The organism is Mesocryomonas fontinalis (assembly GCF_055730125.2).
In genome coordinates, this window is sequence record NZ_JBUZWG020000001.1 from 635,012 (window position 1) to 658,735 (window position 23,724).

A 23,724-nucleotide genomic window follows, 5' to 3' on the forward strand; every position below is an offset into this window, starting at 1 on the left:
TGCCGACACGGCCGGCCGCTAAGCGGCCGCCCCACCGAGAGACCTGCCATCTTGACCCTTGCCGATGCCAGTACCCTCAGCGTCCGATCGCTGTCCAAATCGGTGCCGGGCGGGCGGGTCCTGTTCGCAGGGCTCGACCTCGATGTTTCCCCCGGCGAGGTCGTGGCGATCATTGGCGAATCCGGCGTCGGCAAGTCGACGCTTCTCAACATTCTGGCTGGCCTCGACGACAGCGATGCGGGCAGCGTCGCGATCGAGGGGACGGTTCTCGGCGATCTCGACGAGGCCGCGCGCACGCGGCTGCGCCGCCAGCGGATCGGCTTCGTCTTCCAGGCCTTCCACGTCCTGCCTTACCTGACGCTCCGCCAGAACGTCGCTCTGCCGCTGGCGCTGGTCTCGGCAGAGGCGCCGGGCATCGAGCAGCGGGCCGAGGCGATGCTGGATGCCGTCGGGCTCGGCACCCGCGGCGACGGCTACGCCCGCGACCTGTCCGGCGGCGAACTGCAGCGCGTCGCCATCGCCCGGGCGCTGGTGCACCGGCCGGCGCTGATCCTTGCCGACGAGCCGACCGGCAATCTCGACCCGGAAACCGCGGAGAAGGTGCTGCACCTCTTTGCCGAGGCGGTGCGGCGCGACCGCGCGGCGGCGATCATCGTCACCCATTCCAGCGCCACCGCGGCGATCGCCGACCACGTGCTGACGTTGACCGCCGGAGGCCTCGTGGCGCGGCATGGGTGAGATCCTCTCCGCCCGTCTCGCCTTGCGCTGGCTTGTCCTCGGCGAGGCGAGGGCGCATCCCGCCCGCTTCCTCGGCACCGCCATCGCCATCGCCGTCGGTGTCGCGCTGGGCTTTGCCGTGCATCTCGTCAACGGCTCGGCGCTGGCCTCCTTCGACGGCGCGGTACGCGGCGTCAACGGTGCCGCCGACGTGTCGGTCCGCGCGGCAAGCCCGCTCGGCTTCGACGAGGCGCTCTACGCCAAGGTGATCGCCGCACCTGGCGTTGCCGATGCGAGCCCGGTCATCAGTCTTGACGCGACGGCTGGCACGGCATCCTTCAGCCTGCTCGGCCTCGACGTCATCCGCGCCGCGGGCGTCACGCCGAGCCTCATCGGGCAGCGCACCAACGGCATCAGCGGACCCGGCCTGTTCGACGAAAGCGCGCTCTTCCTGTCGCGGGCCGCGCTGGCGGCGACCGGCAGCAAGGTCGGCGACAGTCTGAAGGTCAGCGCCAATGGCCGGACCGCCGATCTCACCGTCGCCGGCATCCTCGCCGCAGCGCCGGACGGGCAGTCGATCGGCGTCGTCGATATCGCCGCTGCGCAATGGCGCTTCGACCGGCTCGGCCGGCTCGACCGGATCGACCTGAAGCTTGCCGACCGGGCGGTGGCCGAGGCCGCGCTCGGCCACATCCTGCCCGGCGACATCGTCCTCGGCAGTTCCGACAGCGAGGCGGCGCAAGGCAGCGCCTTGTCGCGCGCCTACCGCGTCAACCTCGACATGCTGGCGCTGGTGGCGCTGCTGACCGGCGGGTTCCTCGTCTTCTCGGCGCAGTCGCTGTCGGTGGCGCGGCGGCTGCGGGCTTTCGCGCTGGTGCGCACGCTCGGCCTGCCGAAGCGCGGCATCGTCGCCATGGTGGCGCTCGAGGGGCTGGTGATCGGCATCATCGGCTCGCTCGCGGGTCTTGCCGCCGGCTATGGCCTTGCGGTGGCGGCGTTGACGCTTCTCGGCGGCGATCTCGGCGCCGGCTATTTCAGGGGCGGCGGCGTCAGCATCGTGTTCCAGCCAGTGGCGGCCTCGGCCTTCTTCGCGCTGGGCGTCGCGGCAGCGCTCCTTGGCAGCATCCTTCCCGCGCGGGCGGCCTCGAAGGCGGCGCCGGCGGCGGCACTGAAGAACAGCGGCGACATCATCGACCCCCGCAGCCCCGTGCCGTGGAAGCCGGCCCTCGTTCTGCTCGCCGCGGGAGGGGTTGCCAGCCTGCTGCCCCCGGTCGGCAACCTGCCGCTGTTCGGTTTCGGCGGCATGGCGCTGATGCTGGCCGGGGGCGTCGCCGGCGTGCCCTGGCTTGCCCGCCGTCTCCTTGCCCCGCTCGCCCGCCGGACAGGCGGCGGCGTTGTCGGATCGCTCGCGGTCCGCCACGTCCACGGCGCGCCGGGCGAGGCGGCGACGGCGCTCTGCGGCATTGTCGCCAGCACCGCGCTGATGATCGCCATGGCGACCATGGTCACGAGCTTTCGCGGCGCCGTCGACGAGTGGCTCGGCGAGGTGCTGTCGTCCGACCTCTATCTGCGGGGGGAGGCCGGCGCGGGCTTCGATCCCGCGCTGCGGGCACGGCTCGCTGCCATGCCCGGCGTCGCCTCGATCTCCTTCAGCCGCCAGATCCCGTTGACGCTCGCCGCCGACCGGCCACCAGTGGTGCTGATCGCGCGGCCGGTGGATACGCCCGCGACCCCTCTGGTGCTGATCGAGGGCGGGCTGACGCCGCCGCCCGGCGCGACGCCGGTCTGGGTGTCCGAGCCGGCCGCCCGGCTCTACGGCTGGCGCATCGGCGATCCCGTGACGCTGCCGCTCGGCGGCGGGACGCGCTTCACCGTCGCGGGCGTCTGGCGGGACTATGCCCGCCAGCAAGGCGCGCTGGTGGTCCGCAGCGACGACTATACCCGCCTGACCGAGGACGCCGGCCGCAGCGAGGCCGGCATCATGCTGGCGCCGGGAGCCGACGCCGATGCCGTCGGCCGGGCGCTGCTCGAGGCACTACCGCCTGAGACCCGCGCCGGCGTCTCGTTGGCCCGGCCCGCGACGCTCCGCGCCTTCGCGCTCGACCTCTTCGACCGCAGCTTCCTCGTGACCTACGTGCTGGAGGCGGTGGCGATCCTCGTCGGGCTCGCTGGCGTCGCCGCCACCATGTCGTCGCAGACCATCGCCCGCGTGCGCGAGTTCGGCATGCTGCGCCATCTCGGGCTCGGCAAGCGCCAGATCACGGCGATGCTCGGCCTGGAGGGGGCGCTGCTCGGCGCGATCGGCGGCCTTGCGGGCGTCCTCCTTGGCGGCGTGCTGTCGCAGGTGCTGATCCACGTTATCAACCCGCAATCCTTCAACTGGACGATGACGACGCGCCTGCCGCTCGGCACCATCGCCGGCGTCGTCGTCGCCTTGGTGCTGGCGGCGGCGGTGACGGCGATGCTGGCGGGCCGACGGGCGACGGCGATGAACGCCGTGCTGGCGGTACGGGAGGACTGGTGATGCGCTGGCTGCAGGTTATCTTCGCGCTGCTCCTGGGCGTCACGGCGGCGTTTCCGGCTGACTATCCGGTAGTGACCCCTGGAACCGCGCTGCAGTTTCCCGCCGACCACGGCGCCCATCCCGCCTTCCGAACCGAATGGTGGTACGTCACCGGCTGGCTGAAGACGCCAGACGGGGAGGACCTCGGCTTCCAGGTGACCTTCTTCCGCTCGCGGCCGGAGATCGATGCGGAGAACCCCAGCCGCTTTGCGCCCCAGCAGATCCTCTTCGCCCATGCGGCGCTGTCGGATCCCTCGGTCGGCCATCTCCTCCACGCCGAGCGCTCGGCCCGGGCCGGCTTCGGCATCGCGGAAGCCGCGACGAAGGATGCGGACATCGTGCTCCGGGACTGGACGTTCCAGCGCGGCGCCGACGACCGCTTTACCACGAAGGTCGCAACCCCCGACTTCAGCTTCGACCTCGCCTTCGCGCCGACGCAAGGCATCTTCCTGCAGGGCGAGAACGGCGTCAGCCGCAAGGGCGGGAGGCCCGAGGAGGCAAGCTACTACTATTCGATGCCGCATCTTACGGTGTCCGGCACGCTCGTCCGCGCGGGCAAGCCGGTCGCGGTGACCGGCGAGGCCTGGCTCGACCGGGAATGGTCCTCGGATTTCCTGTCCGCCGACGCCGAGGGCTGGGACTGGACGGGCCTCAACTTCGACGACGGCAGCGCCCTCGTCGCCTTCCGCATCCGTGGTAAGGACGATGCGACGCTGTGGGCCGGCGGATCGTACCGCCGCCCGGACGGGACGATCGTCCGCCTCGCCCCCGGTGACATAACTCTTGAACCGGTCCGCCGCTGGACGTCGCCGCGCACCCAGGCGCGCTATCCGGTGGAGCAGGTGCTGACGATCCGGCTGCCGGAGGGCGAGCGGCGGATGCCGCTGACGCCGCTGTTCGACGACCAGGAACTCGACGGGCGCTCGGGCGGCCTGCCGGTCTACTGGGAGGGCGCCGTGCGGACCCCGGGCGGCCGCGGCTATCTCGAACTCACCGGCTACGCCGCGCCGCTGACGCTGTAACGCTCCGACGCTCCGACGCTGCGGCCTACCGGGCCGCCGCCCAGGCTTCGATGCCGAGGGCCGCCGCCCGTCCGGACGCGAAGCAGGCGGTCAGCAGATAGCCGCCGGTCGGCGCTTCCCAGTCCAGCATCTCGCCGGCGACGAACACGCCGGGCACCGCCGTCAGCATCGAGCGTTCGTCGACCGCATCGAGCGCGATGCCGCCGGCCGAGGAGATCGCCTCGGCGATCGGCCGCGGCCGCACCACCGGCACCGCCAGCGCCTGGATGCGCGCCGCCAGCCGGTCGGGCACCAGCAGGTCGGTGCCCCCCGCGAACTCGTGCAGCAGGCCGGCCTTCACGCCGGAAAGCCCGGTGCTCTTGCGCAGCCGGTTCGAGAAGCTCGCCTTGCCCGGCTGCCGGGCGAAGTCGCGCGACAGCTGCTCTGCCGTCCGCCCCGGCGCCAGATCGAGCAGGAGATGCGCGGCGCCGTCCGCTGCCAACTGGTCGCGCAGCGCTGCCGCATGCGCGTAGACGAGACTGCCCTCGATGCCGTCCCGGCTGATCACGAACTCGCCCTGGATCGTGCCGGCCGCCGAGGTCGCCACGACGGACTTCACCGGTTCGCCGGCGAAGCGGTCGCGGAAATGCGGGCTCCAGTCGACGTCGAAGCCGCAATTGGCCGGCTGGAACGGCAGGATGGCGACACCGCGGTCCGTGAGCCAGGGCACCCAGGCGGCATTCGAGCCGAGTTGCGGCCAGCTTGCCCCGCCGAGCGCCAGCACCGTCGCGTCCGGCTGGACCGTCAGCGGTCCCTCGGGCGTGTCGAAGACGAGGCCACCGGCGGCATCAAAGCCGGTCCAGCGGTGCCGCGGCCTTAGGCGGACACCGAGCTCGGTGAGCCGCCCAAGCCAGGCGCGAAGCAGCGGCGAGGCCTTCATCGCCGTCGGGAAGACCCGGCCCGACGAGCCGACGAAGGTTTGCGTGCCCAGCCCCTCCGCCCATTCGGTCACCTCCGGCGGGCCAAACGCCGCGACCACCGGGCCCATCCGCCCTTCTGCCGCGCCATAGCGCGCGATGAAGCTGGCGAGGTCTTCGGAGTGGGTGAGGTTCAACCCGGACTTGCCGGCGAGCAGGAACTTCCGGCCAAGCGTCGGCATGGCATCGTAGACGGTCACGGCATGACCCGTGCCGGCCAGCCTCTCGGCCGCCATCAGCCCCGCCGGCCCGCCGCCGATGATCGCGACCTCCATGATCTCCGCCCTTTCCCGCCAGCCCGCGCCGTCGCCTTCTGACGATGGCGGGCGACTGAGCTTGGCTATATCGGGTATCCCGGCGGTCGCAAGCGTTTCGGCGCCGGTCAGGCGTGCAGGCGCCGCAGCGGCTCGGCGGGAACATCGCGCAGCAACAGGCGCAACTGCGTGGTGGCGCAGAGGACGGCAAGGTCGGTCTGCGAGATCGGACGGGACAGGAGATAGCCCTGCAGTTCGCCGCAGCCGAGCGCGATCAGCCCGTCACGCTGGCGCACCGTCTCGACGCCCTCGGCGGCCACCGCGATCCCGAGGGCGCCCGCAAGATCCACCATCGCCCGGACGATGGCGGGGGAAACCTCGGGATTGCCGACATCCTGGACGAAGGAGCGGTCGATCTTGATCTTGTCGACGCTGTAGCGCGCGAGATACTGCACCGAGGCATACCCCGTCCCGAAATCGTCGAGGGCGACCCGCACGCCCGCCGCGCGGAAGGCGGCGAGCGCTGCGACGATGGTCGGCGTCGGGTCGATCAGCACGCCCTCGGTGATCTCGATCTGGATGCGCCGCGGATCGATGCGCGCCTCCGCGAGGATCGCCATCGCCTTCGCCGCAAAGCCCGCGGTTTTCAGCTGGATCGGCGAGACGTTGACGGCGATCCAGGGGATGTCGATCTCGTCCAGCGTCCGGCACGCCTCGCGTATCACCCACTCGCCGAGGGCAGCGACCAGGCCGCGTTCCTCGGCGATCGGGATGAAGTAGGCCGGCGAGACGTTGCCGCGCTCCGCATGCCGCCAGCGGATCAGCGCCTCGGCACCGACGATGGTCGCGAGATCGGCGCCGAACAGCGGCTGGTAGGCGAGGCTCAAGCCTTGGCCGGTCTCCAGTGCCGCGCGCAGATCGGCCTCGAGCAGGCGTTTCTCGCGGGCCAGGGCATCGAGCGTCGCGTCGAAGATGAAGCTGCGCGCGCGGCCCATCGCCTTCGCCTGGTAGAGCGCCAGATCGGCGCGCCGCAGGATCTCGGTGCCGGTCAGCGAGGGATCCGCGATCGGGACGCCGCCGATGCTGACGCTGACCCAGGCGGGCGACCCGCCGAGATCGAACTTCTCGTTGGTGACGGCGATCAGACGCGCCGCCAGGGTGTCGATCGTTGCGATGTCCGGCGTCAGGATGGCGAACTCGTCGCCGCTCAGCCGCGCCAGCAGGTCGCGCGGGCCGATGACCGACTGGAAGCGCCGGGCGACCTGGCGGATCAGATCGTCGCCGGCGGGATGGCCCAGAGTGTCGTTGATTTCCTTGAAGCGGTCGAGGTCGAGGCAGAGCAGCCCGAAACCGCGATCATCGGCCTGCCGGGCATCCAGCATGGCGTTGAGCCTCTTGTGGAACTGCGACCGGTTGGCAAGGCCCGTCAGGCCGTCGTGGAAGGCGATGTGATTGGCATGGGATTCACTCGCCTCCAGCCGCGATCCCGAGCGCCGAAGCCGCTCGGAGAGGACCGCGATCAGGAGCACGATGAGCACGAACACGCTGCCCATCACCGGTGCCGTCTCGTTCATCAGCCGGCGGCCGGGCCGGCGCTGCTCCCAGGTGATGAACCCGATCTGCTTGCCGCGGCTGTTCCGCAGTTCGAGGCTGGCACGGTCCGACGAATGATTGTCGCCCGGCGAGAAGGCGATGTTCGGGATCATGTACTCCATGCCGATGCCGTCGAGCAGCTTGGTGTCGATCGACCGGGTGGAGACGATAAGCGGCGTACGGTTCGGCTCGCGCTCCGTCAGATCGCCCGACCGGAGGATCGCACTGACGCCGATGATCGCCGGCAAGGTGCCGATCGTGCCGATGTCGGCGATGGAATTGCTCGTCCGATACCGTCCGATGTCCATCTGGGCGCGTAGCTTGCGCACCAGCGGTCCCACAGTGCCGGCGATCTCGTCGAAACGCGCGGCTGGGACGGTCTCGCCATTTTCCATGGCATAGATCGGCTGATCGTCCGGGCCGAGAACGTAGGTCCGGTCATGACCGAACAACTGCCGCATGCGGTCTGCGATATGAGCCTCGAGCCAGGACAGGTCGCCATCCCGCGTCCGCGTCACGGCCTCGTCGTTGAAGGCGATCGTCTGCTGATCCCGGCTCATGTCGCGCTTCGCCTCGCTGACCGCCTGCGCCAGCAGCGAGCGGTCCCGCTCCAGCGAACTGGCGTCAACCGTCGATGCGCCCGACAGCACGTAGAAGACCAGCATGGCGAGCGACGCCATGAAGACCGCCGCCATCAGCACCGCAAGTTGTCGTGAAAAACGGGCGCGAACTTGGGGCAAAGGGCTCTACTCACTAGCTACATAGCGTTGGTAGCCAGCAATGTTTGACGAAGCCTTTCGTTTCCGCCCGGTTTTCGATCCATTGCATTATCGAGCGCCGAATGGTTAGCGGCAGTAGAATGCCGTAATCTTCTGACGAAGCTGGAAAAACTGTTCGTGACATTTACCATGTGCTCAGGAATGCTTTAGCGTCAGGGCAGGGCAATTCGACAAGCCGGCGGTAGATCGGTTAGCCTATGCCGACATCTGCCAGTTGAGAAAATGGCGTCGGGAGCCGCAGGGCGTATGCCTTTGCGGATGGCGTTTGCGGCTGGCGACGCCCGATGTAGATGGTCCAGGGGATAGGCCGTGAACGCAGCGCTGCTGGAAACCCTTTACGAGAAGCTGTCGGTCTCCGGGCTCGTGGCCACCGGCCTCCTGTTCCTGACGGCACTGGTCTCGGCGATCGTCGCCTATTTCCGCACCAGCGAGCATCGCTCCTTCGGCGAATTCTTCGAGTTCGCGCTGCCGAAGGAAGTCGCGCTCCACCCTTCGGCCAAGGCGGATCTGCTGTTCTGGATCACCAAGAAGGCGCTGATGCCCCTCCTGCTGATCCCGGCCGGCATCACCTTCGTCGTCGCCGTCGGCTATGTCACCAAGCTCGCCATCACCAGCGCCTTCGGCATCGAGGCCCCGTTGATCGCCGGGCCGGCGGGACCGGTGACGGTTGTGCTGTTCACCATCACCATGCTGCTCGCCTACGACATCTCCTACTACCTCTACCACACGGCCCAGCACCGCTTCCCGATCCTCTGGGAGCTGCACAAGGTGCACCACTCCGCCGAGGTGATGGTCGGCATCACAAAGGACCGGGTGCATCCGCTGGACGAGCTGATGAACCGCATCTGGGACGGCGTCATCCCCGGCATCTGCTTCGGCATCTGGGCGGTGCTGCAGCTGAACCTCGTCGAGCTGACGGTCTTCGGCATCAACGTCTACGTCATGCGCAATATCCTGATGATGGACTTCGTGCGGCACACGCATTTCAAGATCTCGTTCGGGCCGCTGAACAACGTCGTCCTCTGCCCGCACTGGCACCAGCTGCACCACAGCGTCGATCCCCGGCACTACGACAAGAATTTCGGCCTGCTGTTCTCGTTCTGGGACCGGCTGTTCGGCACGCTCTGCGTTCCCGAGCGCGACGAGGACTTCAAGTTCGGGCTGATGGACCGGGACGTCAGGGACTACCAGTCGCTGTCCGGGCTCTACATTCTGCCGCTGAAGAAGATGGGACGCCTGATCGCCAAGGCGTATCGCCGCCGCGTCAAGCCGGCCGCGCAGCCCGAAACCCTCTCGTGAACGGGGCGGCGCCGGCAGCCATTGCGGACGCCGGGCCCGCACCGGAGCGGCTGGAGATCGTCCGAACCGCCGATCGCCTCACGGCGGTCACTGAAGCCTGGCACGGTCTCTGGTGCGAAGCCGGCGCGCTGATCTTCCAGAGCCCGCACTGGATCGGCGCCTGGTGGCGGACGCTGCCGGACCGCGAGCGGCGCAAGCTGATGATCGTCCTCGCCTGGGAGGGCGAGCGGCTGATCGCCGTGCTGCCGCTGGCGACCTGCCGCCGGCGGGGCCTGCGCCTCCTGGAATGGGCGGCGAAGGACCATACCGACTACGGCGACGCGCTCCTCGCGCCTGGCGCCGATACCGCGATCCTGCCGCGGATGTGGGAACATCTCTCGGCGGCCGGCGGCTTCGATCTCGTCTACCTCAACCGTCTCCTGCCGACCGCCGCGGCCCGCGCGCTGCTCGCGCCGGCGCGCCGCAGCCGGCTGAGCCCGCATCACCGCGCCGAGACCAGCTACCGCGTCGCCGGTCCTTTCACCGATGGTGCCGCCTGGCTGCAGGGACATTCCAAGAAGACCCGGCAGAACTATCGCCGCGGCCAGAAATTCCTCGGCGAGACCGGCACGCTGGCGTTTCGCCTGCTGCCGGCCGATGCGCCGCGCGGCCCCATCCTGGAGTGCCTCGGCACCTTCAAGCGGCAATGGCTCGCCACCACCGGCAACCGCTCCGATCTCTACGACGACGGCGCGCAGACGCTGTCGGCTCTCGTCGACGTTTTGGCCGAGGCCGGCATCCTGCGGATCTTCGTGCTCGAGTGCGACGGCGCCGTCATCGCCATCTCCATCAACTTCGAGCAGGCCGGCACGATGATGGCCTTCGTCACCAGCTACGACCCGGCGGTCGAGCGGGGATCGCCCGGCATGGTGCTGATGATGGACTACATCCAGTGGTCGATCGACCACGGGATCGGCATGGTCGACTTCCTCTGCGGTGCCGAGCCGTTCAAGCAGCGTTTCGCCAATACCAGCGTCCGCCTGGATTCGGTCATCGGCCAGAGGACCTTGCCCGGCGCGCTGGCCGTCATCGCCGAGCGCTCGGCCGAGACCTTCCGCGCCTTCCGGGCGCGGCAGGCGCGCCCGGTTCCGATGGCGGCCGCCGAGGATGCGTAGCGCGCGTGTGGGAGTGCCAGCGAAATTCTATCGCGCCAGCTTCGTACATTCCGCCGAATACGCACGCGTCTAGATTGTGCAGGCGTGTCGACCTTGGCATGAAGTCGGGGCGGTCCGGCAACGGCATGCCTTGGCGCGCGGCAATGATCGTGGCATAGGCGGCGCCTGCGGCGAATTCCTCAGCGGGACGGCATGTTTCGCGTTGTTTCCGTGGCGTGCGGAAATGGGCGTGACCGACGCGGGCGGCAGGACCGTCGACCTCTGCGCTTGGGGAAATGCATGGTGAGGAATCAGGCGCTCGGGGTGCGGGTGTTGCTGCAGGCGCAAGCACTGCGGCAGTGGCAGCTCGACCTGCTCGAGCGGATGTCGGCCACGTGCGGGCTGGCGGTGGAAGCGGTGCTCGTCGACGACGGACCGGGTCTGCCGGTCGGGGCCGAGCGGATCTTCCGCCTCGAGGCCGCCGCCTACGGCCTTTCGCCGCCGGCCGCCAGCGCGAGCGTCCTGCCCGGCGCCTTCGCCAAATTCGGGACGGGAGCGGCAAGCCCGGGCCTTGTCCTCGACCTCACCGATGGCGGGTGCAGCTCCCCTGATGATGGTGGCGAGGCACCGGCGCCGCCGCGCCGTTGGCGGCTGACTTATGACGGCATCGCGGGCGAGGGCGGGCTTCTCGCCTCCGTCTTCGCGCACCACGCCCCGGTCGCCGAGATCCGCGAGGGAGCGCATCTGGTGATCGCCGCCCGGCTCGGCACCGAGAACCCGGGCGTGACGCGCGAGGCGTTCGAGGACGGGCTGTCGCGCGTCGTCACGGTGATCCTCTCGGCCCTTGCCACTCTGCAGGCGCCGGCGAGGGCCCCGGCCGCGGCGATCGCCTATGCCACTCCCTGCCATCACCACCTGCGGCCCCGTCGCCTCGCGGTGCGGGCCGCCAGGACCATGGCGCGCGCCGCCGTCCGCCACAGCTACAGACTGTGCTTCGCCTCGCCGCACTGGCGGGTCGGCTGGAGGCGGATCGACGGCCCGGATCTCGTCGACCGGCCACAGCATCCCGCCGGCGGATGGACGGACCTTCCCGACGACGGCAAGCGGTTCTATGCCGATCCTTTCGCCATCGAGCATCAGGGGCGGACCTTCCTCTTCGTCGAGGATTTCCAGCATGCCCTCGGCCGGGGCATCATCTCCGTGGTGGAAATGGGCGCGGACGGTCCGATCGGGCGGCCCGAACCCGTGCTCGAGCGGCCTTGCCATCTCTCCTATCCCTTCGTCTTCGCCGCCGAGGGGGAGTTGTGGATGATCCCGGAGAGCAGCGGCGCCGGCACCGTCGAACTCTACCGCGCGACCGCCTTTCCCGGCGGCTGGGTCAAGGAGGAGACGCTGCTCTCCGGGATCGTGGCGAGCGACGCCACCCTCATCGAGCGCGACGGTCGCTTCTGGATGTTCGCGACCGTCCGCGACGGCAATGCCGGGGCGTTCTCCGACGTGCTGCACCTCTGGTCGGCGGACAGCTTCCGCGGCCCCTTCCGGCCGCATGCCGGAAATCCCGTATTGATCGACATCGCCTCGGCGCGGCCGGCCGGCCGGATGGTTGAGCGCGACGGCGTTCTCTGGCGCCCGGTGCAGGACTGCCGCAACGGCTATGGCGCAGCGCTCGGGCTGGCGCGCGTAGAGCGGCTCGACGATGGCGGTTTCGCCCAGACGGTGGAGACGATCCTCCGGGCCGGTCCCGGCTGGCCCGGCCGTCGCCTGCACACCCTCAACCGCTCGGGTTCCTTCGAGTTCATCGACGGTTCCGCAACGGCACCGCGGCGCTTCTGATTTCGGCCGAAGGCGTCCGCGTCGGAGACTTTCGGGCTGCGACGGCGTCTTGGACGCCGCGTCAAACCGAGGTGGCGGCGGACCGTCCCGCGGGCTGCCGGCCCGCGCGCGATCGGTTGACCGCCACCCAGCAGCACAGGAGGACGAGGATCTCCGAGGCAAGGCTTCCGGCCAGCGAATAGACCGGCGTCGTCAGCACCAGCAGGATGGCCACCAGCGCCATGCCGAGGACCGCGCTGACCGCGCTGATCGCCGCCAGGGTGCGAAAGCGGTGACGGACCTCCAGGAGGATCTTCGGCATGACGTACAGCAGCGGCGCCATCGAGATGCACCAGGCGAGGCCCGCGATCAGCGTTCGCGGCTGGCCCTCGAAGATCGGCGTCGCCAGCATCGGCATGCCCACGGCCACCGCGAGGCCATAGACGACGCCGATGCCGCCGGTCGCCACCGTCCAGCGGCGCGTCAGCGCGGCAGCCTGCTTCTCCTCGCCGCGGGCGGTGAGGGCGGAGAGCTCCGGCTGGATCATGTTCGCCAGCGCCGAGGAGACCAGCCGCAAGGGGGCGAAGAACACCAGCATCGCGGCTACCGGCGCATAGGCGGCCGGCCCGGCGATCGCGGCGATCAGCAGCACCTGGCCTTGCGCCTGGATGTTGCCCATCGTCGTTCCCGCCGTCGACCACGCGATCTGCCGCGACATCCGGGCGTAGTGGCGCAGCCGCTGCCGGCGGTAGCTGAGGCGCGGCCGCTGGCGCTGCAGCAGCAGCGCGGCGAGGATGGCGATGGCATTGGCGAGCGCCAGCACCACGAACACGCCCTGCAGCGGGTCGACGGCCGGCAGCCCGGTCAACAGGAGGGTCGACAACAGGGCGCCGCTGGCGGTGAAGGCCATGTCGCTGAGGCTGGCGAGCCCCTGGCTGTTCTTGGCGAACATCGTGCTGCGCAGCGAACTGCGGAGCGACCAGAGCCCGACGAACAGGCCGCCCGCCACCGCATCGGCCTGCAGCCAGAAATGCAGCACCAGCGCGACGATCAGCCCGATCAGCACGGCATAGGCGAGCGCTGCGGAGCCGAGCGCCACCTCGTGCGGCAAGGTTCGGCGCGTGCCGGCATGCGGCGGGATCAGGAGCGCCGCGGGCATGCCGACCAGCGAGCGCATGTAGGTCAACGACAGCCCGCCCATCAGGAGGACGATGGCGAAGACGCCGTAATCGTTCGGCGTGAGGGCGTGCATGAGGACGATGCTCAGCGCGAAATGAAACGCACTCTGCATGATCTCGCCGCCCAGCATGATGGCCGAGCGCTTGCCGAGGTGGATCAGTTTGGACATCATGCCGCTGAAGTTTCGCCCGTCGCCGGCTGGGGTTTCTCTGGTTGCGCCGCCATCTCGGCGATCAGCGACGCGATGGCCGCAGAGGCCGCCTCGGCGCTGAACACCGTCTCGTAGCGCTGGCGGCCCTCGGCGGCAAAGCCCGACCAGCCCGCCGGGTTCTCGATGATGTCGGCAAGCCGTGCCGACAGCGCACCCGCATCGTCCGGCGGGACCAGCCACCCGGTGACGCCGTCCTCGACGATCTCCGCCAGTCCGCCGATGGCGGAGGCGAGGGGCGGCCGCCCGTAGGCCATTGCCTCGATCGCGACCCGCCCGAGCGATTCCGGTCGGCGCGACGGGATGGCGAGAATGTCCGCCCATTCGAAATGCGCCGAGGGGTCGGCCATGAAGGGTGAGAAGGCGATGGTCCGGGAGAGGCCCTTCGCCGCGACGAGAGCCCGCAGCGACTGCTCGCGCGCAGGGTCCTCGAACGCATCGCCGACGACGCGCACCGCGACCCGCGTCTTGAGGTTCGGCGGGAGGCGGTCGACGGCCTCGATCAGTACTTCCTGGCCCTTGATCCGGTTGATCCGGCCGAGCATCAGCACGTTCAGGCCCTGTCCGGCGTCGCGGGGAGCCCGAGGCGGCTGCGCGGGGATCGGGATACCGTTGTAGATGATGCGCGTCGGCGTCCCCGGCGGCAGGGCGTAGGCATCGCGCGTCGCGCGCGAGTTGAAGACGATCCGCGCCCGGCTCCAGAGCAGGAGCCGGCGAAATACCGCCATCGCCCGCCCCTCCGGGATCTCGTGCACGTGCAGCGCCGCCTTGCCGGGGAATAGCCGCGACGCCAATGCGTAGTCGATTACCACCGTCGTATTGATGTAGATGATATCGGCGTTCCGAAAGCGCCGGGCCGCGCGCGCCACGGCCAGCGGCAGCCGGACCGGCGCGGTGACGAGCATGCGGACAAGACCGCGCCGACGAAGAATGAAGAGCGGTTCGAAGGCGATGCGCGTCGCCAGCTTGCGCAGCGGCCCGACGATGGGGCCGTCGCGGGGCAGGACGACCTCGATATCTGCGGCAGGATAGGCCGCGCGCATGGCAGCAACGCTTTCGATAAAGCTGCGGTCGGAGCCGTAGAGTTCATAGCCTTGATGAACGCAGATAATTTTCATACAATTCTCAAGTTTTTGAACGGCGTGGGCTAACGGAGCGCTTCTTAATAAGTATTAATGCCAATGATTAGGGGCATTTCGGGATTATGACGGAAGCTTTTATAGCTTATGTACTCGGGCGGTGATAGGCGAGATGCCTGCTTGAAGGAATTTCAATCGTGCCCATTGATAAACACTCCGTGCTCATTTTGGGAACGCGCGGTGTGCCGGCCTCGCACGGCGGCTTCGAGACGTTTGCCGAAAACCTCGCGCTGTTTCTAGTCCGGCGCGGCTGGGATGTCGGCGTCTATTGCCAGGAAGAGGTTCTGGCCGGCGAGGACGAGAGCATCGCTTCGCACCACTGGAATGGCATCGAGCAGATCGTCGTCAAGGTCGCGGCCAAGGGGCCGGCGGCGACGTTGCTGTTCGACTGGCGCTGCATCCGGCATGCCGCAGGGCGGTCCGCCGTCTGCCTCGTCCTCGGCTACAACGGCGCCGTCTTCCTGCCCTATCTGCGGCTTCGCGGCCGGCGCCTCCTCACCAACATGGACGGCATCGAATGGCGCCGCGAGAAATGGGGCCCGCTGGTCAAGGCCTGGTTCTGGGTCAATGAGTGGATCGCCGCCTGGACGTCGAACCGCCTCATCGCCGATCATCCGGCGATCCAGGACCATCTCGCGCGCCGCCGGCCGCGCAGCGCCAGCGTGATGATCCCCTACGGCGCGGACATATTTCACGCCGCCCCGACCGAGCCGGTCGAGGCCCTCGGCCTGACGCCCAGGCGCTATCTCGTCTCGATCGCCCGCCTCGAGCCAGACAACAGCATCCTCACGATGGTCGAGGCTTTCTCGCGCCGGCCGCGCGGGGCTCGGCTGGTGGTGCTCGGCACGCTCGACGAGACCAATGCCTACCACCGCGCCATCCAGGCCGCGGCCAGCGACGAGGTGCTGTTTCCCGGCGCGATCTACGACGCCGAGACCGTGCGCGCGCTGCGCTTCCACGCCGCCGCCTATCTGCACGGCCACATGGTCGGCGGCACCAACCCATCGCTGGTCGAGGCGCTGGCGGCCGGCAATGCGGTGATCGCGCATGACAACAAGTTCAACCGGTGGACGGCCGGCCAGGCCGGGGTCTTCTTCGCCGATGCCGACAGCTGCGAGCGGCTGATGCAGGACGCTCTGGAAGGCGGGCGTTCGCAAGGCGAAACCCGGGCGATCGCCCATGCCGAGGCGGCCCGCTTCGACTGGACGGAGATCCTCGAGTCCTATGAGCGGGAGATCATCGCGCAGGAGCGGCCCTCGCGGCGCGGCGCGGCCCGGCGCCCGGCCGACGTCCCGCCCCGCGACGCTCCCCGCAGCGTCCTTCCGGACGCGCGCACGCCGCTGGCTGTCGCGGGCAAGGCTGCGGCCGCGCCGACGGATGAGCAGCGCGCCGCCAATGGATCGCGTCGTCCGCGATGAGCGCCGGCGGGACGGGCTGGAGCCGCCGCCGCCTCCTCGCCGCCGCCGGCACCGCGGCGCTGCTGCCGCTCGCTGTTCCCGCGAAGGTTGCACGTCCCGCGCCTGCCGCGCCGGCGCCCGCGGTATTCCGGCGCGGGATCAGCACTTGGCCCTGGTTCTCGCTGACCACCGAATACCCGGCGCCCCGCACCGACTATGCCTGGCCGCCGTTCCAGGCGGATCGTCCGGTGCCGACGTCGGCCGATCTCAAGGCTTTGCGGTCGGCGGGCTTTGACTTCATCCGCTTGCCGGTCGATCCCGGGCCGTTCATCGCCTTTTCCGGTCGCCGCCGTACCGCGCTGCTCGCCGAGCTCTTCGACGCCGTGCGCCTCGGCCTGTCGGCGGACCTCGGCGTCATCGTCAACCTGCAGGCGAATGCCGCGACGCACCATTGGCGGCCCGAGCGAATGTTTGCGAGCGTCGACGCGCCGGCCTTCGACGCGTTCCGGCGTCTGGTCGGCGATCTCGCTGCCGGCCTTGCCGACTTTCCGCAGGACCGCGTTGCGCTGGAGCCGGTGAACGAGCCTTTCCAGGCGTGCGGTGCGCGGGAATGGCAGGCGGTGCAGCGCTCGCTCGTCAGGGCGTCGCGGCGTGCGGCGCCGGACCTCACCTACGTCGCGACCGGGGCCTGCGGCAGCATGGTGTCCGGCTTTGCCGAGGGGCAACCGCAGGCGGCGGCCGATGGCGGGCCGATGCTCTTCACCTTCCATTTCTACGAGCCCTACCTCTTCACCCACCAGGGCGCGCCGTGGATGTCGGAGCCGGTCTACCGCGCGCTCAACGCGGTGCCCTGGCCTGGTTCGGCCGGCACCCTCGACCACACGCTGGCCGCTGTGCGCCGGCAGATGGCCGCCGACCGCCAAACGTCCGCGGCGGACAAGGCCAGCGCCTATGCCGAGACCGAGACCGTGCTACGGCAGTATTTCGAGGCGCAGCCGGACCGCGGGTTCATCGACGGCTTCTTCGCCGACATGTTGGCCTTCGCCGACCGCAACGCCATTCCGCGCGATCAAATCCTGCTTGGCGAGTTCGGGGCGTTGAAGAGCGGCGGGCGCTATGTCGCGGCGGATCCGGACGACCGTGCGCGCTACGTCGGCGATGTCCGCCGTGCGGCCGAGGAGAGCGGCTTCGGCTGGGCGTTCTGGAACCTCTTCGACGGGCTCGGCATGATGGACGAGACCACCCGCCGCCTCGACCCCGCCATCACGTCGGCGCTGGGCCTCGCCGCACCCGGCTGAGCGCCTGGGACGGCGGGTAGAAGCACAGCATCATCACCGCGAACTTCGTCAGCAGCGTTGTCTTGGCGCCGATGCTCTCGGCGGTGTTGAGGAGGATGACGAAGCCGAGCATCGGCAGGAAGATGCCGCGGCGGGTGAATTTCGCGATCTCGAACAGGAACCACGTCACCGCGATGGTCTGCAGCACGGTGATCAGCGCGCCCTGGTAGAGGAGCGTTCTGACGATCGGGTTCTCGATGCCCCATTCCAGCCCGTTGATCCGCCGGACGCTGTCGACGAAGGCGGCGTCCGGGCCGAAGATGATATCGCTCGCCGGCAGGTAGCCGAAGATGTCGAACATCTTCACCCGCGCATTGGCGCTGCCGCCGTCCTCGACGAAACGGTCCGTCAGCGTCGAGAAGAAGCCGGAGACGGCGAGGCCGCCGAGCGCGATCGGCAGCATGGTGAGGATCAGCGCCACCGCCGCGCCGGCGATCAGCGGAATGCGCCCGCTCGACAGTGCCCGGTGTGCGGCGACGACGAGATAGCCGCCGCCGAGCACCAGCGTCACCACCATGCCCGAGCGCCCGCCGAAGGCGACGAGGGCGAGGCATTGCAAGGCGAAGAGGACGAGGCGTGTCGGCCCGGACAGCGTGCCGCCGCCGCTGATCACCGCCAGCGCGTAGGGCGCGGTGATCAGTGCATTGGCCAGCGGATGGCCTTGCAGCGCCGAGGAGCGGAGGTCGGTCTCGAACACCGCGCCGTCGAAGCGGTAGGGGAAGAACAGGTGCCCGCTTGCGAGCTCGACCAGCGCCATCACCGCGTTCACGGTCATGACGACGTGGATGAGAAGCTCGGCGTCGCGAAGACTGCGGTCGGCGAAGCGCGCCATCATCATCACGACGAGGGCAGCCGGCAGGAAGGTATCGAGGAGCCCGGCCATGCCCGGTCCGTGGCGGAGTACCGTCTGCACGAAGGTGATGAGGGTCGCGACCACGAGGAAGACGCTGGCCGGCCGGCGGCCGGCGACGTCGACGATGTACGCGACGATATTGCCGGAGGTGAGGGTCATCCAGCCGAACAGGAGGATCATCAGGTAGGTCGAGGGGTGGATCTTCGAGGCGCCGCTGCCGCTGAGGCCTTCGTAATTGATGCCGAGGTCCCAGAGCAGGCCGCCGGAGACGGCGAACAGCACCGCCAATTTGACGACCACGAAAAGCCGCGTCACCGGGCGGCGAGGGGACCTGGGTGTCAAAACTTCGATGCTACCGGCCGGCGGCAGGTGGCTCCGCGGCGGGAAAGGGCGGGCCGCCGGCGTCATCTCAGACCAGCGATGCCGGCTTGATCAACAGCGTCGCCGAAATCCGCCGGCCGAGCGTCGCCAGGACGTCGGCTGCCATCGTCACCTCTTCGCGGCGCGTGGCGCCGAGCCGCGCGACGAACACCACCTCGTCGGCGCCGCCGGCGATCGGCAAGGCGCCAAGATCCTCGGTGATGACGCAGCCGTCGATGAGCACGAGGTCGAACCGGCTGCAGGCCTCCGCGAGCACCCGTTCGAACCCGTTGCCGCCGCCGCCGGGGATCACGCCCTGGCCGCGGCCGAGCACGGCAAGGCCGGTCGCATGGTCGATGGTGATCGCCGAGGCCAGCGACTGCTCGCCGCGCAGGATTTCGAGAAGGCCCGGCGATTGCGGGTTCGACAGCTCGACCGAGCTGCCGTCGATGAACAGCACGCGCTTCGACAGCCGCAGCGCGATCGTCGCGAGCATCAGCACGATAGTGACGCGCTCCTCGTTCTCGCCGTCGCCCGAGGTGAGGAAGATGCTGCGGCCGCCGCCGGACGCACCTTGCAGCAGCTGCAGCGCGCGGGCCATCGCGACGTCCGTCTCGCGGTGGAACGAGCGCCGGGCCCGCGACCGCGGCCAGGGCCAGAGGCGGCGTCCCCGGTCGAGCGAGATCAGCCCGAGTTCCGACGCCCCCGAAACGCGGCGCATGTCGATGCGCGAGACGATCGTCGGCGCGCGGTATTCGGCCAGCAGCGCGGCGAAGACGCCCAGCCCGAGCCCTGCGGCGGCGGCGGCGATGACGAACAGCGTCGTCTTCGGCCAGCTCTTGTCAAGCGGCGGCAAGGCCCAGGAGATCACCCGCGCATTGGTGGAATCGATGCCGGACTGGTCCCCGGTTTCCTGCGCGCGCTGCGAGAACGAGGCATAGACCGTGCGGTTCACGTCGAGGTCGCGTTCCAGCGCCCGCATGCCGATCAGCAGCTGGTCGCTCTCGGCCTTCTTCACCTTGGCGGCGGCGAGGGCGTCGGCGAGCGACTTCTCGTAGGCGAGCGCCCGCGCATAGTCGTTCGAGCTCGACCGCTTCAGCCGTGCCAGCTCGCCGGCGATCAGCTGGCGAAGGTCGGTCAGCTGCAAGGCGGCGTTGCGCAGCGACGGGTGCCGCGGGCCGAACTGGCGCTGCAGGCCGGACATCTGCTGCACCAGCGTCGCCTCCTGGCTGCGCAGCTGGGAGACGGTCGCCGACGTCATCGCCTCGGCGGTCGCCGCATCGTCGCCGGAGCGGCCAATCCGGGTGCGCAGCAGAGCGGTGCTGGCTTCCGCCGCACTCAGCTGGGAGGCGAGGCGCGCCAGTTCCTGGTCGCTGACGAGGAGGTTGTTGGCCTCGACGATGCCGTTCTCCGCCTTGTAGCGCTCGAGCGCGCTCTCGGCCTCGCGCACCTTGTCGCGCTGCTTTTCGAGACCGCCCGTCAGCGATTGCGACGCCTCGACCGCCGCGTCGGTGCGCGCCTGCGCCTGGTCTGCGAGATAGCTTTTCAGAATGGCGTTGACGATCTCGGCGGCCTTGTCCGGATCGCGGGCGGTCATCGCGACGTCGATGACGAAGACCTTGTCGGCGCGCTGGATGCCGAGCTTCTGGCGGATCGCCCGCAGTACGATGGCGCTCGTCTCGCCCTTTGGCGCGGCGGCGGGCGGCAGGCCGAGGAGGCTGCGCAGCGTGCCGCCGAGCGAGGCGATGGTGCTGGGGCGGACGCCGAACTCGTCGTCGTTCTCGAGGTCGAGCATCTCGATGGCGCGCAAGAGGACGCCCGAGGATTCCAGCACCTTGGTCTGGCTCTCGACCTGCGCCACGCCGCCATCCGGCGACATCGCCGCCGGGTTGACGTCGTTGGCCACCACCACGCGGTCGCGCGGGTCGATCAAAATCTGGCCGTGCGCGGAATACTGCGGCGGCGTGAGGAGCCCATAGGCGGCGGCGAGCACGACGAGGACGGCGGCGACGGACGCGACCAGCAGGCGGCGGCGCCAGATGATCCACCAGATGTCGGCGACCTCGACGGAAGCGTCCGGCGCCTCGCGCGGGCGCGGCAGGGCCGACAGGGGAAGCGCCTGTTCACTCTGGGTCAAGGCAGAACGCGTCATGACATTCCGACCGGTAACCGCCGCGGCGAAGTTAGGGCGTACGCCATGCCACACCTCTGCCGCGGAAAAGGACGAACGGGCTCGACCTTAATATCGCTAGGTTAACATTCTGCACAAACCCTCGCCCAGCGCCATGCCCGCGGGCTTTACGATCGGGTGTTCGACGTAGCCGGCGTTCGAGTTGCCGAATTCTCCCGCCGCGTCCCCATCCGCCGCGTCCGCATCCGTCGTGTCTTCATCCACCTCGGAAGGCGCGCGCCGACGGTGCGCCCAGCGTCGAGGGTCAAAGCCTTACCTTGCGCGATGCCCGACAGGGTCAGCGTTGCAGGATGCGGCTCACCACGGGCTGCCGGGCCTCCCAGCCTTCGGTCTCGAGTTCGGGTGTGTCGGCAGGGTGTCGGGGATAGCCGAGGCAGAAATAGCCGATCAGCGTCCAGCCCGTCGGCACGTCGAGTGCCGCGGCGACAGCGTGGGGGTCGAGGATCGAGACCCAGCCGAGGCCGATGCCGACGGCGCGCGCCGCGAGCCACAGCGTATGCGCCGCCATCGCTGCGGAGTAGTGGATGGTCTCGGGCATCGTCGCACGGCCGAGGCCGGCGCCCTGGCGCGTTGCCGCCTCGGCGAAGATCGCGAGGTGACACGGCGCCTGGCTCAGCCCTTCCAGCTTCAGCCGGGCGTAGAGGCTCGCCTGCCCGCCGTCGTACGCTGCCAGCGCGGCGGCGTTGCACGCCTCGAAATTAGCCAGGACCGCGGCCCGGCGCGCGGCGTCGTCCACCAGCACGAAGCGCCAGGGCTGGCTGAGGCCGACGGAAGGCGCAAGGTCCGCAAGTTCCAGCAGGTGCGCAAGGATTTCCGGCGCCACCTTGTCCGGCCGGAAATGCCGGACGTCGCGGCGCCACCGCAGAAGGAGTTCCAGCTGTCCGAGGAACCCTGCGTCGAAGATCGGTCCGCCGTCGTCCGTCACGCCCTTGCCCCGCCCCGCAAAACCCTCGCGCCAATCAGAGCACATCCGGCGGCCAAGGTCCCGCGGAAAGCCCGTCTGGCAGCGAGGGCACCCGCCGGATTGCGGACGCGAGGCGATGGTTTTGCCGCGACGAGGCGGAACGGGCGCGGTTGGCTGCCGTTCAAACTTCACCCTCAAACAGACGGACATTTCACCATGAGCATTTTCGACAAGATCAAGAACGCCCTGTTCCACCGCCATGCGGAGGCCGCCGAAACCCCGGCAGCCGCAGCACCGCCGACGGCAGGCGCGGCACCCGCCCCGACGCAGGCCGTCTCGCCGTCCTCGCCGAACGCGCCGACGAGCATTGTCGCCGAGGCTGCCCCGACGCCCGCACCTGCCGTCGGCGCGCCCTCGACGCCGGCTGCCTCTGCGCCGGCCGCGGCACCGGCTGTCGTCGACGTCGCCGCCATCATGGACGCCGCGGTGAAGAAGTCCGGCCAGACGCTGAACTGGCGCACCTCGATCGTCGACACGTTGAAGGCGCTGGGCCTCGACAGCGACATTGCCGCCCGCAAGGAGCTGGCGAAGGAGCTGAACTATACCGGCGACACCGGCGATAGCGCCGCGATGAACGTTTGGCTGCAGAAGGCGGTCATGAAGAAGCTCTCCGAGAACGGTGGCAAGGTGCCCGCCGACCTGATGGACTGAGCTTCAGGGCTCGCTTTGGCGGACCCTCCTACACCGGCATCGGCGGCGAACGCCGATGCCGCAACCGATCCGCAGACCTTGGAAGTGACCGAGATGTCCGAGAACCCTCATTCCGACAAGGCATTGTCGATCCTGACATTTGCTGCCTACCACGCCCTGTCGAGTGGCGAGACCGTCGGGCAAGTCGTCATCGACGACGGCAACGGTCATGTCGCCGACCCCGATGGCCTGACCGAACTCGCGGACGCGGACCTCATCGAGATCGATGGGGCGAGGGCCCGCTTCACCAGCGCTGGCGAAGCAAGGCTTGCGGCCGTCATCGCGGCGATCCGTGCGGTAAAGGGCTGATCGGTGCCTGATTTTCCGGGCACGCCAGACGGGCGATATTTCGTCGTCCGCGGCCGGCTATGGCGTTGCAGCAACCCGGCCCTCGAACCTCAAAGCCGCCAAGCGCTGGTCAAGGATCTGATGGCGGCCCGTCGCGCGGTTCGCGACGCCAAGGGCGATGTCGCTGCGGTTGCTGATGCTCGTGCGCGGGTCGATACGGCGAAGACGGCGCTTGGCGAGCGGGGACCGGTGTGGTGGGCGGACGGTGCCCCGGACTACAATCGGCACATGGCGAAGAATACGCCTTATGCCGAATGGTTTGAAACGCTCGGCTCTTCGGCTATCGCGGCATGACGCGTGGTGTCGACGCGGCAGCCGGCGCAAAGCACGACAGCTTAGGTCGTAAGAGTTTCTAGAGGCTCGGGAAGAACTTGCCGAGGTTGACGGGAGAAACACCGTCGGGAGTTTCCAGCACCGCAAAGCGGCCGTCTGGATCTTCCTTCCACTGGGCGATGTTTTCCTCGGTGATGGTGAGGGTCAGATCACCGAAACTCGCCGGACCGGGGGTCTCGGTGGACGCTACGTCTTTCCAACTGACAGTCGACATTGAGGCTCGTCCTTGCTGCGCTAATTCAACAGCTTAACACCGCGAGCCGGTTAAGGCTCCGGTCGGGACGTAGTAAATGGGATGGTGATGATGACGATTGATAACACCCCGAAGGTTCGCGACAGGGCGTACCATCTCTGGGAGGAAGCCGGCAGGCCGCAGGGCCGCGAGCATGAATTCTGGGCGCATGCCGCGCAGGAGATCGAGGGCGAAAGCGACCCGCAGCATCGGACCTCGGACGGCAACCCCGCCGGCGGCGAACGGCGCTAGCCTATCCGGGCGCTAATTGATTAACCCGTGAAAGGGTTTGAATGCTTCCCGCCGGCGCCGTTCATGGCGCCAGCGGTATATCTCGGCCAAGTAGGCCGGCGAAATGCTCCGGT

General features: G+C 69.1%; 20 protein-coding genes. 12 read left to right on the forward strand and 8 right to left on the reverse strand.

Features of this window, described 5'->3' with window-relative positions; genetic code table 11:
- Positions 1–51 precede the first annotated feature (51 nt).
- From ACZL02_RS02930 to ACZL02_RS02940, 3 genes are read left to right on the forward strand one after another with little or no spacing between them, the layout of a single operon-like run.
- Positions 52–738: an ABC transporter ATP-binding protein gene (locus ACZL02_RS02930; RefSeq protein WP_472938681.1), complete on the forward strand. Its 687-nt coding sequence runs from the start codon at positions 52–54 to the stop codon at positions 736–738.
- Entirely contained in the window at positions 731–3,241 is a 2,511-nt protein-coding gene (locus tag ACZL02_RS02935) for an FtsX-like permease family protein (RefSeq protein ID WP_472938682.1), read from the forward strand. The genes ACZL02_RS02930 and ACZL02_RS02935 overlap by 8 nt, the downstream gene beginning before the upstream one ends.
- On the forward strand, positions 3,241–4,302 hold the full coding sequence (locus ACZL02_RS02940; protein ID WP_472938683.1) for a lipocalin-like domain-containing protein: 1,062 nt from the start codon (positions 3,241–3,243) through the stop codon (positions 4,300–4,302). Before ACZL02_RS02935 ends, ACZL02_RS02940 begins: the two co-directional genes overlap by 1 nt.
- Before the next feature lie 25 nt (positions 4,303–4,327).
- On the opposite strand, the gene ACZL02_RS02945 is transcribed toward ACZL02_RS02940, so the two are convergent.
- Both ACZL02_RS02945 and ACZL02_RS02950 read right to left on the reverse strand, forming a co-directional pair.
- Entirely contained in the window at positions 4,328–5,533 is a 1,206-nt protein-coding gene (locus ACZL02_RS02945; RefSeq protein WP_472938684.1) for a TIGR03862 family flavoprotein, read from the reverse strand.
- A gap of 107 nt (positions 5,534–5,640) precedes the next feature.
- On the reverse strand, positions 5,641–7,800 hold the full coding sequence (locus tag ACZL02_RS02950; RefSeq protein ID WP_472938685.1) for a putative bifunctional diguanylate cyclase/phosphodiesterase: 2,160 nt from the start codon (positions 7,798–7,800) through the stop codon (positions 5,641–5,643).
- A 393-nt stretch (positions 7,801–8,193) separates the two neighbouring features.
- On the opposite strand from ACZL02_RS02950, the gene ACZL02_RS02955 reads away from it, so the two are divergent.
- From ACZL02_RS02955 to ACZL02_RS02965, 3 genes are all read left to right on the forward strand, one after another.
- On the forward strand, positions 8,194–9,183 hold the full coding sequence (locus ACZL02_RS02955; RefSeq protein ID WP_472938686.1) for a sterol desaturase family protein: 990 nt from the start codon (positions 8,194–8,196) through the stop codon (positions 9,181–9,183).
- Entirely contained in the window at positions 9,180–10,337 is a 1,158-nt protein-coding gene (locus ACZL02_RS02960) for a GNAT family N-acetyltransferase (protein WP_472938687.1), read from the forward strand. Before ACZL02_RS02955 ends, ACZL02_RS02960 begins: the two co-directional genes overlap by 4 nt.
- A 279-nt stretch (positions 10,338–10,616) precedes the next feature.
- The gene (locus ACZL02_RS02965; RefSeq protein WP_472938688.1) at positions 10,617–12,149 is read left to right on the forward strand and encodes a glucosamine inositolphosphorylceramide transferase family protein; all 1,533 of its coding nucleotides are present in this window, start codon (positions 10,617–10,619) and stop codon (positions 12,147–12,149) included.
- A gap of 61 nt (positions 12,150–12,210) precedes the next feature.
- Here the strand turns inward: ACZL02_RS02965 and ACZL02_RS02970 are convergent, their stop codons facing one another.
- Positions 12,211–13,476 carry a hypothetical protein gene (locus tag ACZL02_RS02970; protein WP_472938689.1) on the reverse strand — a complete coding sequence of 422 codons (1,266 nt, stop codon included), beginning with the start codon at positions 13,474–13,476 and terminating at the stop codon, positions 12,211–12,213.
- Positions 13,476–14,633 (reverse strand): glycosyltransferase family 4 protein, encoded by a 1,158-nt coding sequence (locus ACZL02_RS02975; RefSeq protein ID WP_472938690.1) that lies wholly within the window; start codon positions 14,631–14,633, stop codon positions 13,476–13,478. The genes ACZL02_RS02970 and ACZL02_RS02975 overlap by 1 nt, the downstream gene beginning before the upstream one ends.
- 158 nt (positions 14,634–14,791) lie before the next feature.
- Here ACZL02_RS02975 and ACZL02_RS02980 point away from each other — a divergent pair, with 158 nt between their 5' ends.
- Positions 14,792–16,072: a DUF1972 domain-containing protein gene (locus ACZL02_RS02980; RefSeq protein WP_472938691.1), complete on the forward strand. Its 1,281-nt coding sequence runs from the start codon at positions 14,792–14,794 to the stop codon at positions 16,070–16,072.
- The gene (locus ACZL02_RS02985; protein ID WP_472938692.1) at positions 16,069–17,349 is read left to right on the forward strand and encodes a glycoside hydrolase family 5 protein; all 1,281 of its coding nucleotides are present in this window, start codon (positions 16,069–16,071) and stop codon (positions 17,347–17,349) included. The genes ACZL02_RS02980 and ACZL02_RS02985 overlap by 4 nt, the downstream gene beginning before the upstream one ends.
- Here the strand turns inward: ACZL02_RS02985 and ACZL02_RS02990 are convergent.
- The 3 genes from ACZL02_RS02990 to bluB all read right to left on the reverse strand — a co-directional run bounded on the left by ACZL02_RS02990 (position 17,315) and on the right by bluB (position 21,762).
- Positions 17,315–18,541, reverse strand: coding sequence for a VpsF family polysaccharide biosynthesis protein (locus tag ACZL02_RS02990; RefSeq protein WP_472938693.1), 1,227 nt, complete (start codon positions 18,539–18,541; stop codon positions 17,315–17,317). The two genes, ACZL02_RS02985 and ACZL02_RS02990, sit on opposite strands and share 35 nt — an antisense overlap.
- 109 nt (positions 18,542–18,650) lie before the next feature.
- On the reverse strand, positions 18,651–20,753 hold the full coding sequence (locus ACZL02_RS02995) for a GumC family protein (RefSeq protein ID WP_472938694.1): 2,103 nt from the start codon (positions 20,751–20,753) through the stop codon (positions 18,651–18,653).
- 316 nt (positions 20,754–21,069) lie between these two features.
- On the reverse strand, positions 21,070–21,762 hold the full coding sequence (gene bluB, locus ACZL02_RS03000; RefSeq protein ID WP_472938695.1) for a 5,6-dimethylbenzimidazole synthase: 693 nt from the start codon (positions 21,760–21,762) through the stop codon (positions 21,070–21,072).
- Positions 21,763–21,912: 150 nt separating this feature from the next.
- Between bluB and ACZL02_RS03005 the strand changes: the two genes are divergently transcribed.
- The 3 genes from ACZL02_RS03005 to ACZL02_RS03015 all read left to right on the forward strand — a co-directional run bounded on the left by ACZL02_RS03005 (position 21,913) and on the right by ACZL02_RS03015 (position 23,088).
- The gene (locus ACZL02_RS03005; RefSeq protein ID WP_472938696.1) at positions 21,913–22,407 is read left to right on the forward strand and encodes a DUF3597 domain-containing protein; all 495 of its coding nucleotides are present in this window, start codon (positions 21,913–21,915) and stop codon (positions 22,405–22,407) included.
- A gap of 93 nt (positions 22,408–22,500) precedes the next feature.
- On the forward strand, positions 22,501–22,755 hold the full coding sequence (locus ACZL02_RS03010; RefSeq protein ID WP_472938697.1) for a hypothetical protein: 255 nt from the start codon (positions 22,501–22,503) through the stop codon (positions 22,753–22,755).
- A gap of 120 nt (positions 22,756–22,875) precedes the next feature.
- Positions 22,876–23,088, forward strand: a complete 213-nt coding sequence (locus ACZL02_RS03015; protein ID WP_472938698.1) for a hypothetical protein — start codon at positions 22,876–22,878, stop codon at positions 23,086–23,088.
- A gap of 58 nt (positions 23,089–23,146) precedes the next feature.
- Here ACZL02_RS03015 and ACZL02_RS03020 read toward each other — a convergent pair whose 3' ends face one another.
- Positions 23,147–23,341 (reverse strand): hypothetical protein, encoded by a 195-nt coding sequence (locus tag ACZL02_RS03020; RefSeq protein WP_472938699.1) that lies wholly within the window; start codon positions 23,339–23,341, stop codon positions 23,147–23,149.
- A gap of 90 nt (positions 23,342–23,431) precedes the next feature.
- Between ACZL02_RS03020 and ACZL02_RS03025 the strand changes: the two genes are divergently transcribed.
- On the forward strand, positions 23,432–23,611 hold the full coding sequence (locus ACZL02_RS03025) for a DUF2934 domain-containing protein (RefSeq protein ID WP_472938700.1): 180 nt from the start codon (positions 23,432–23,434) through the stop codon (positions 23,609–23,611).
- Positions 23,612–23,724: the final 113 nt, after the last annotated feature.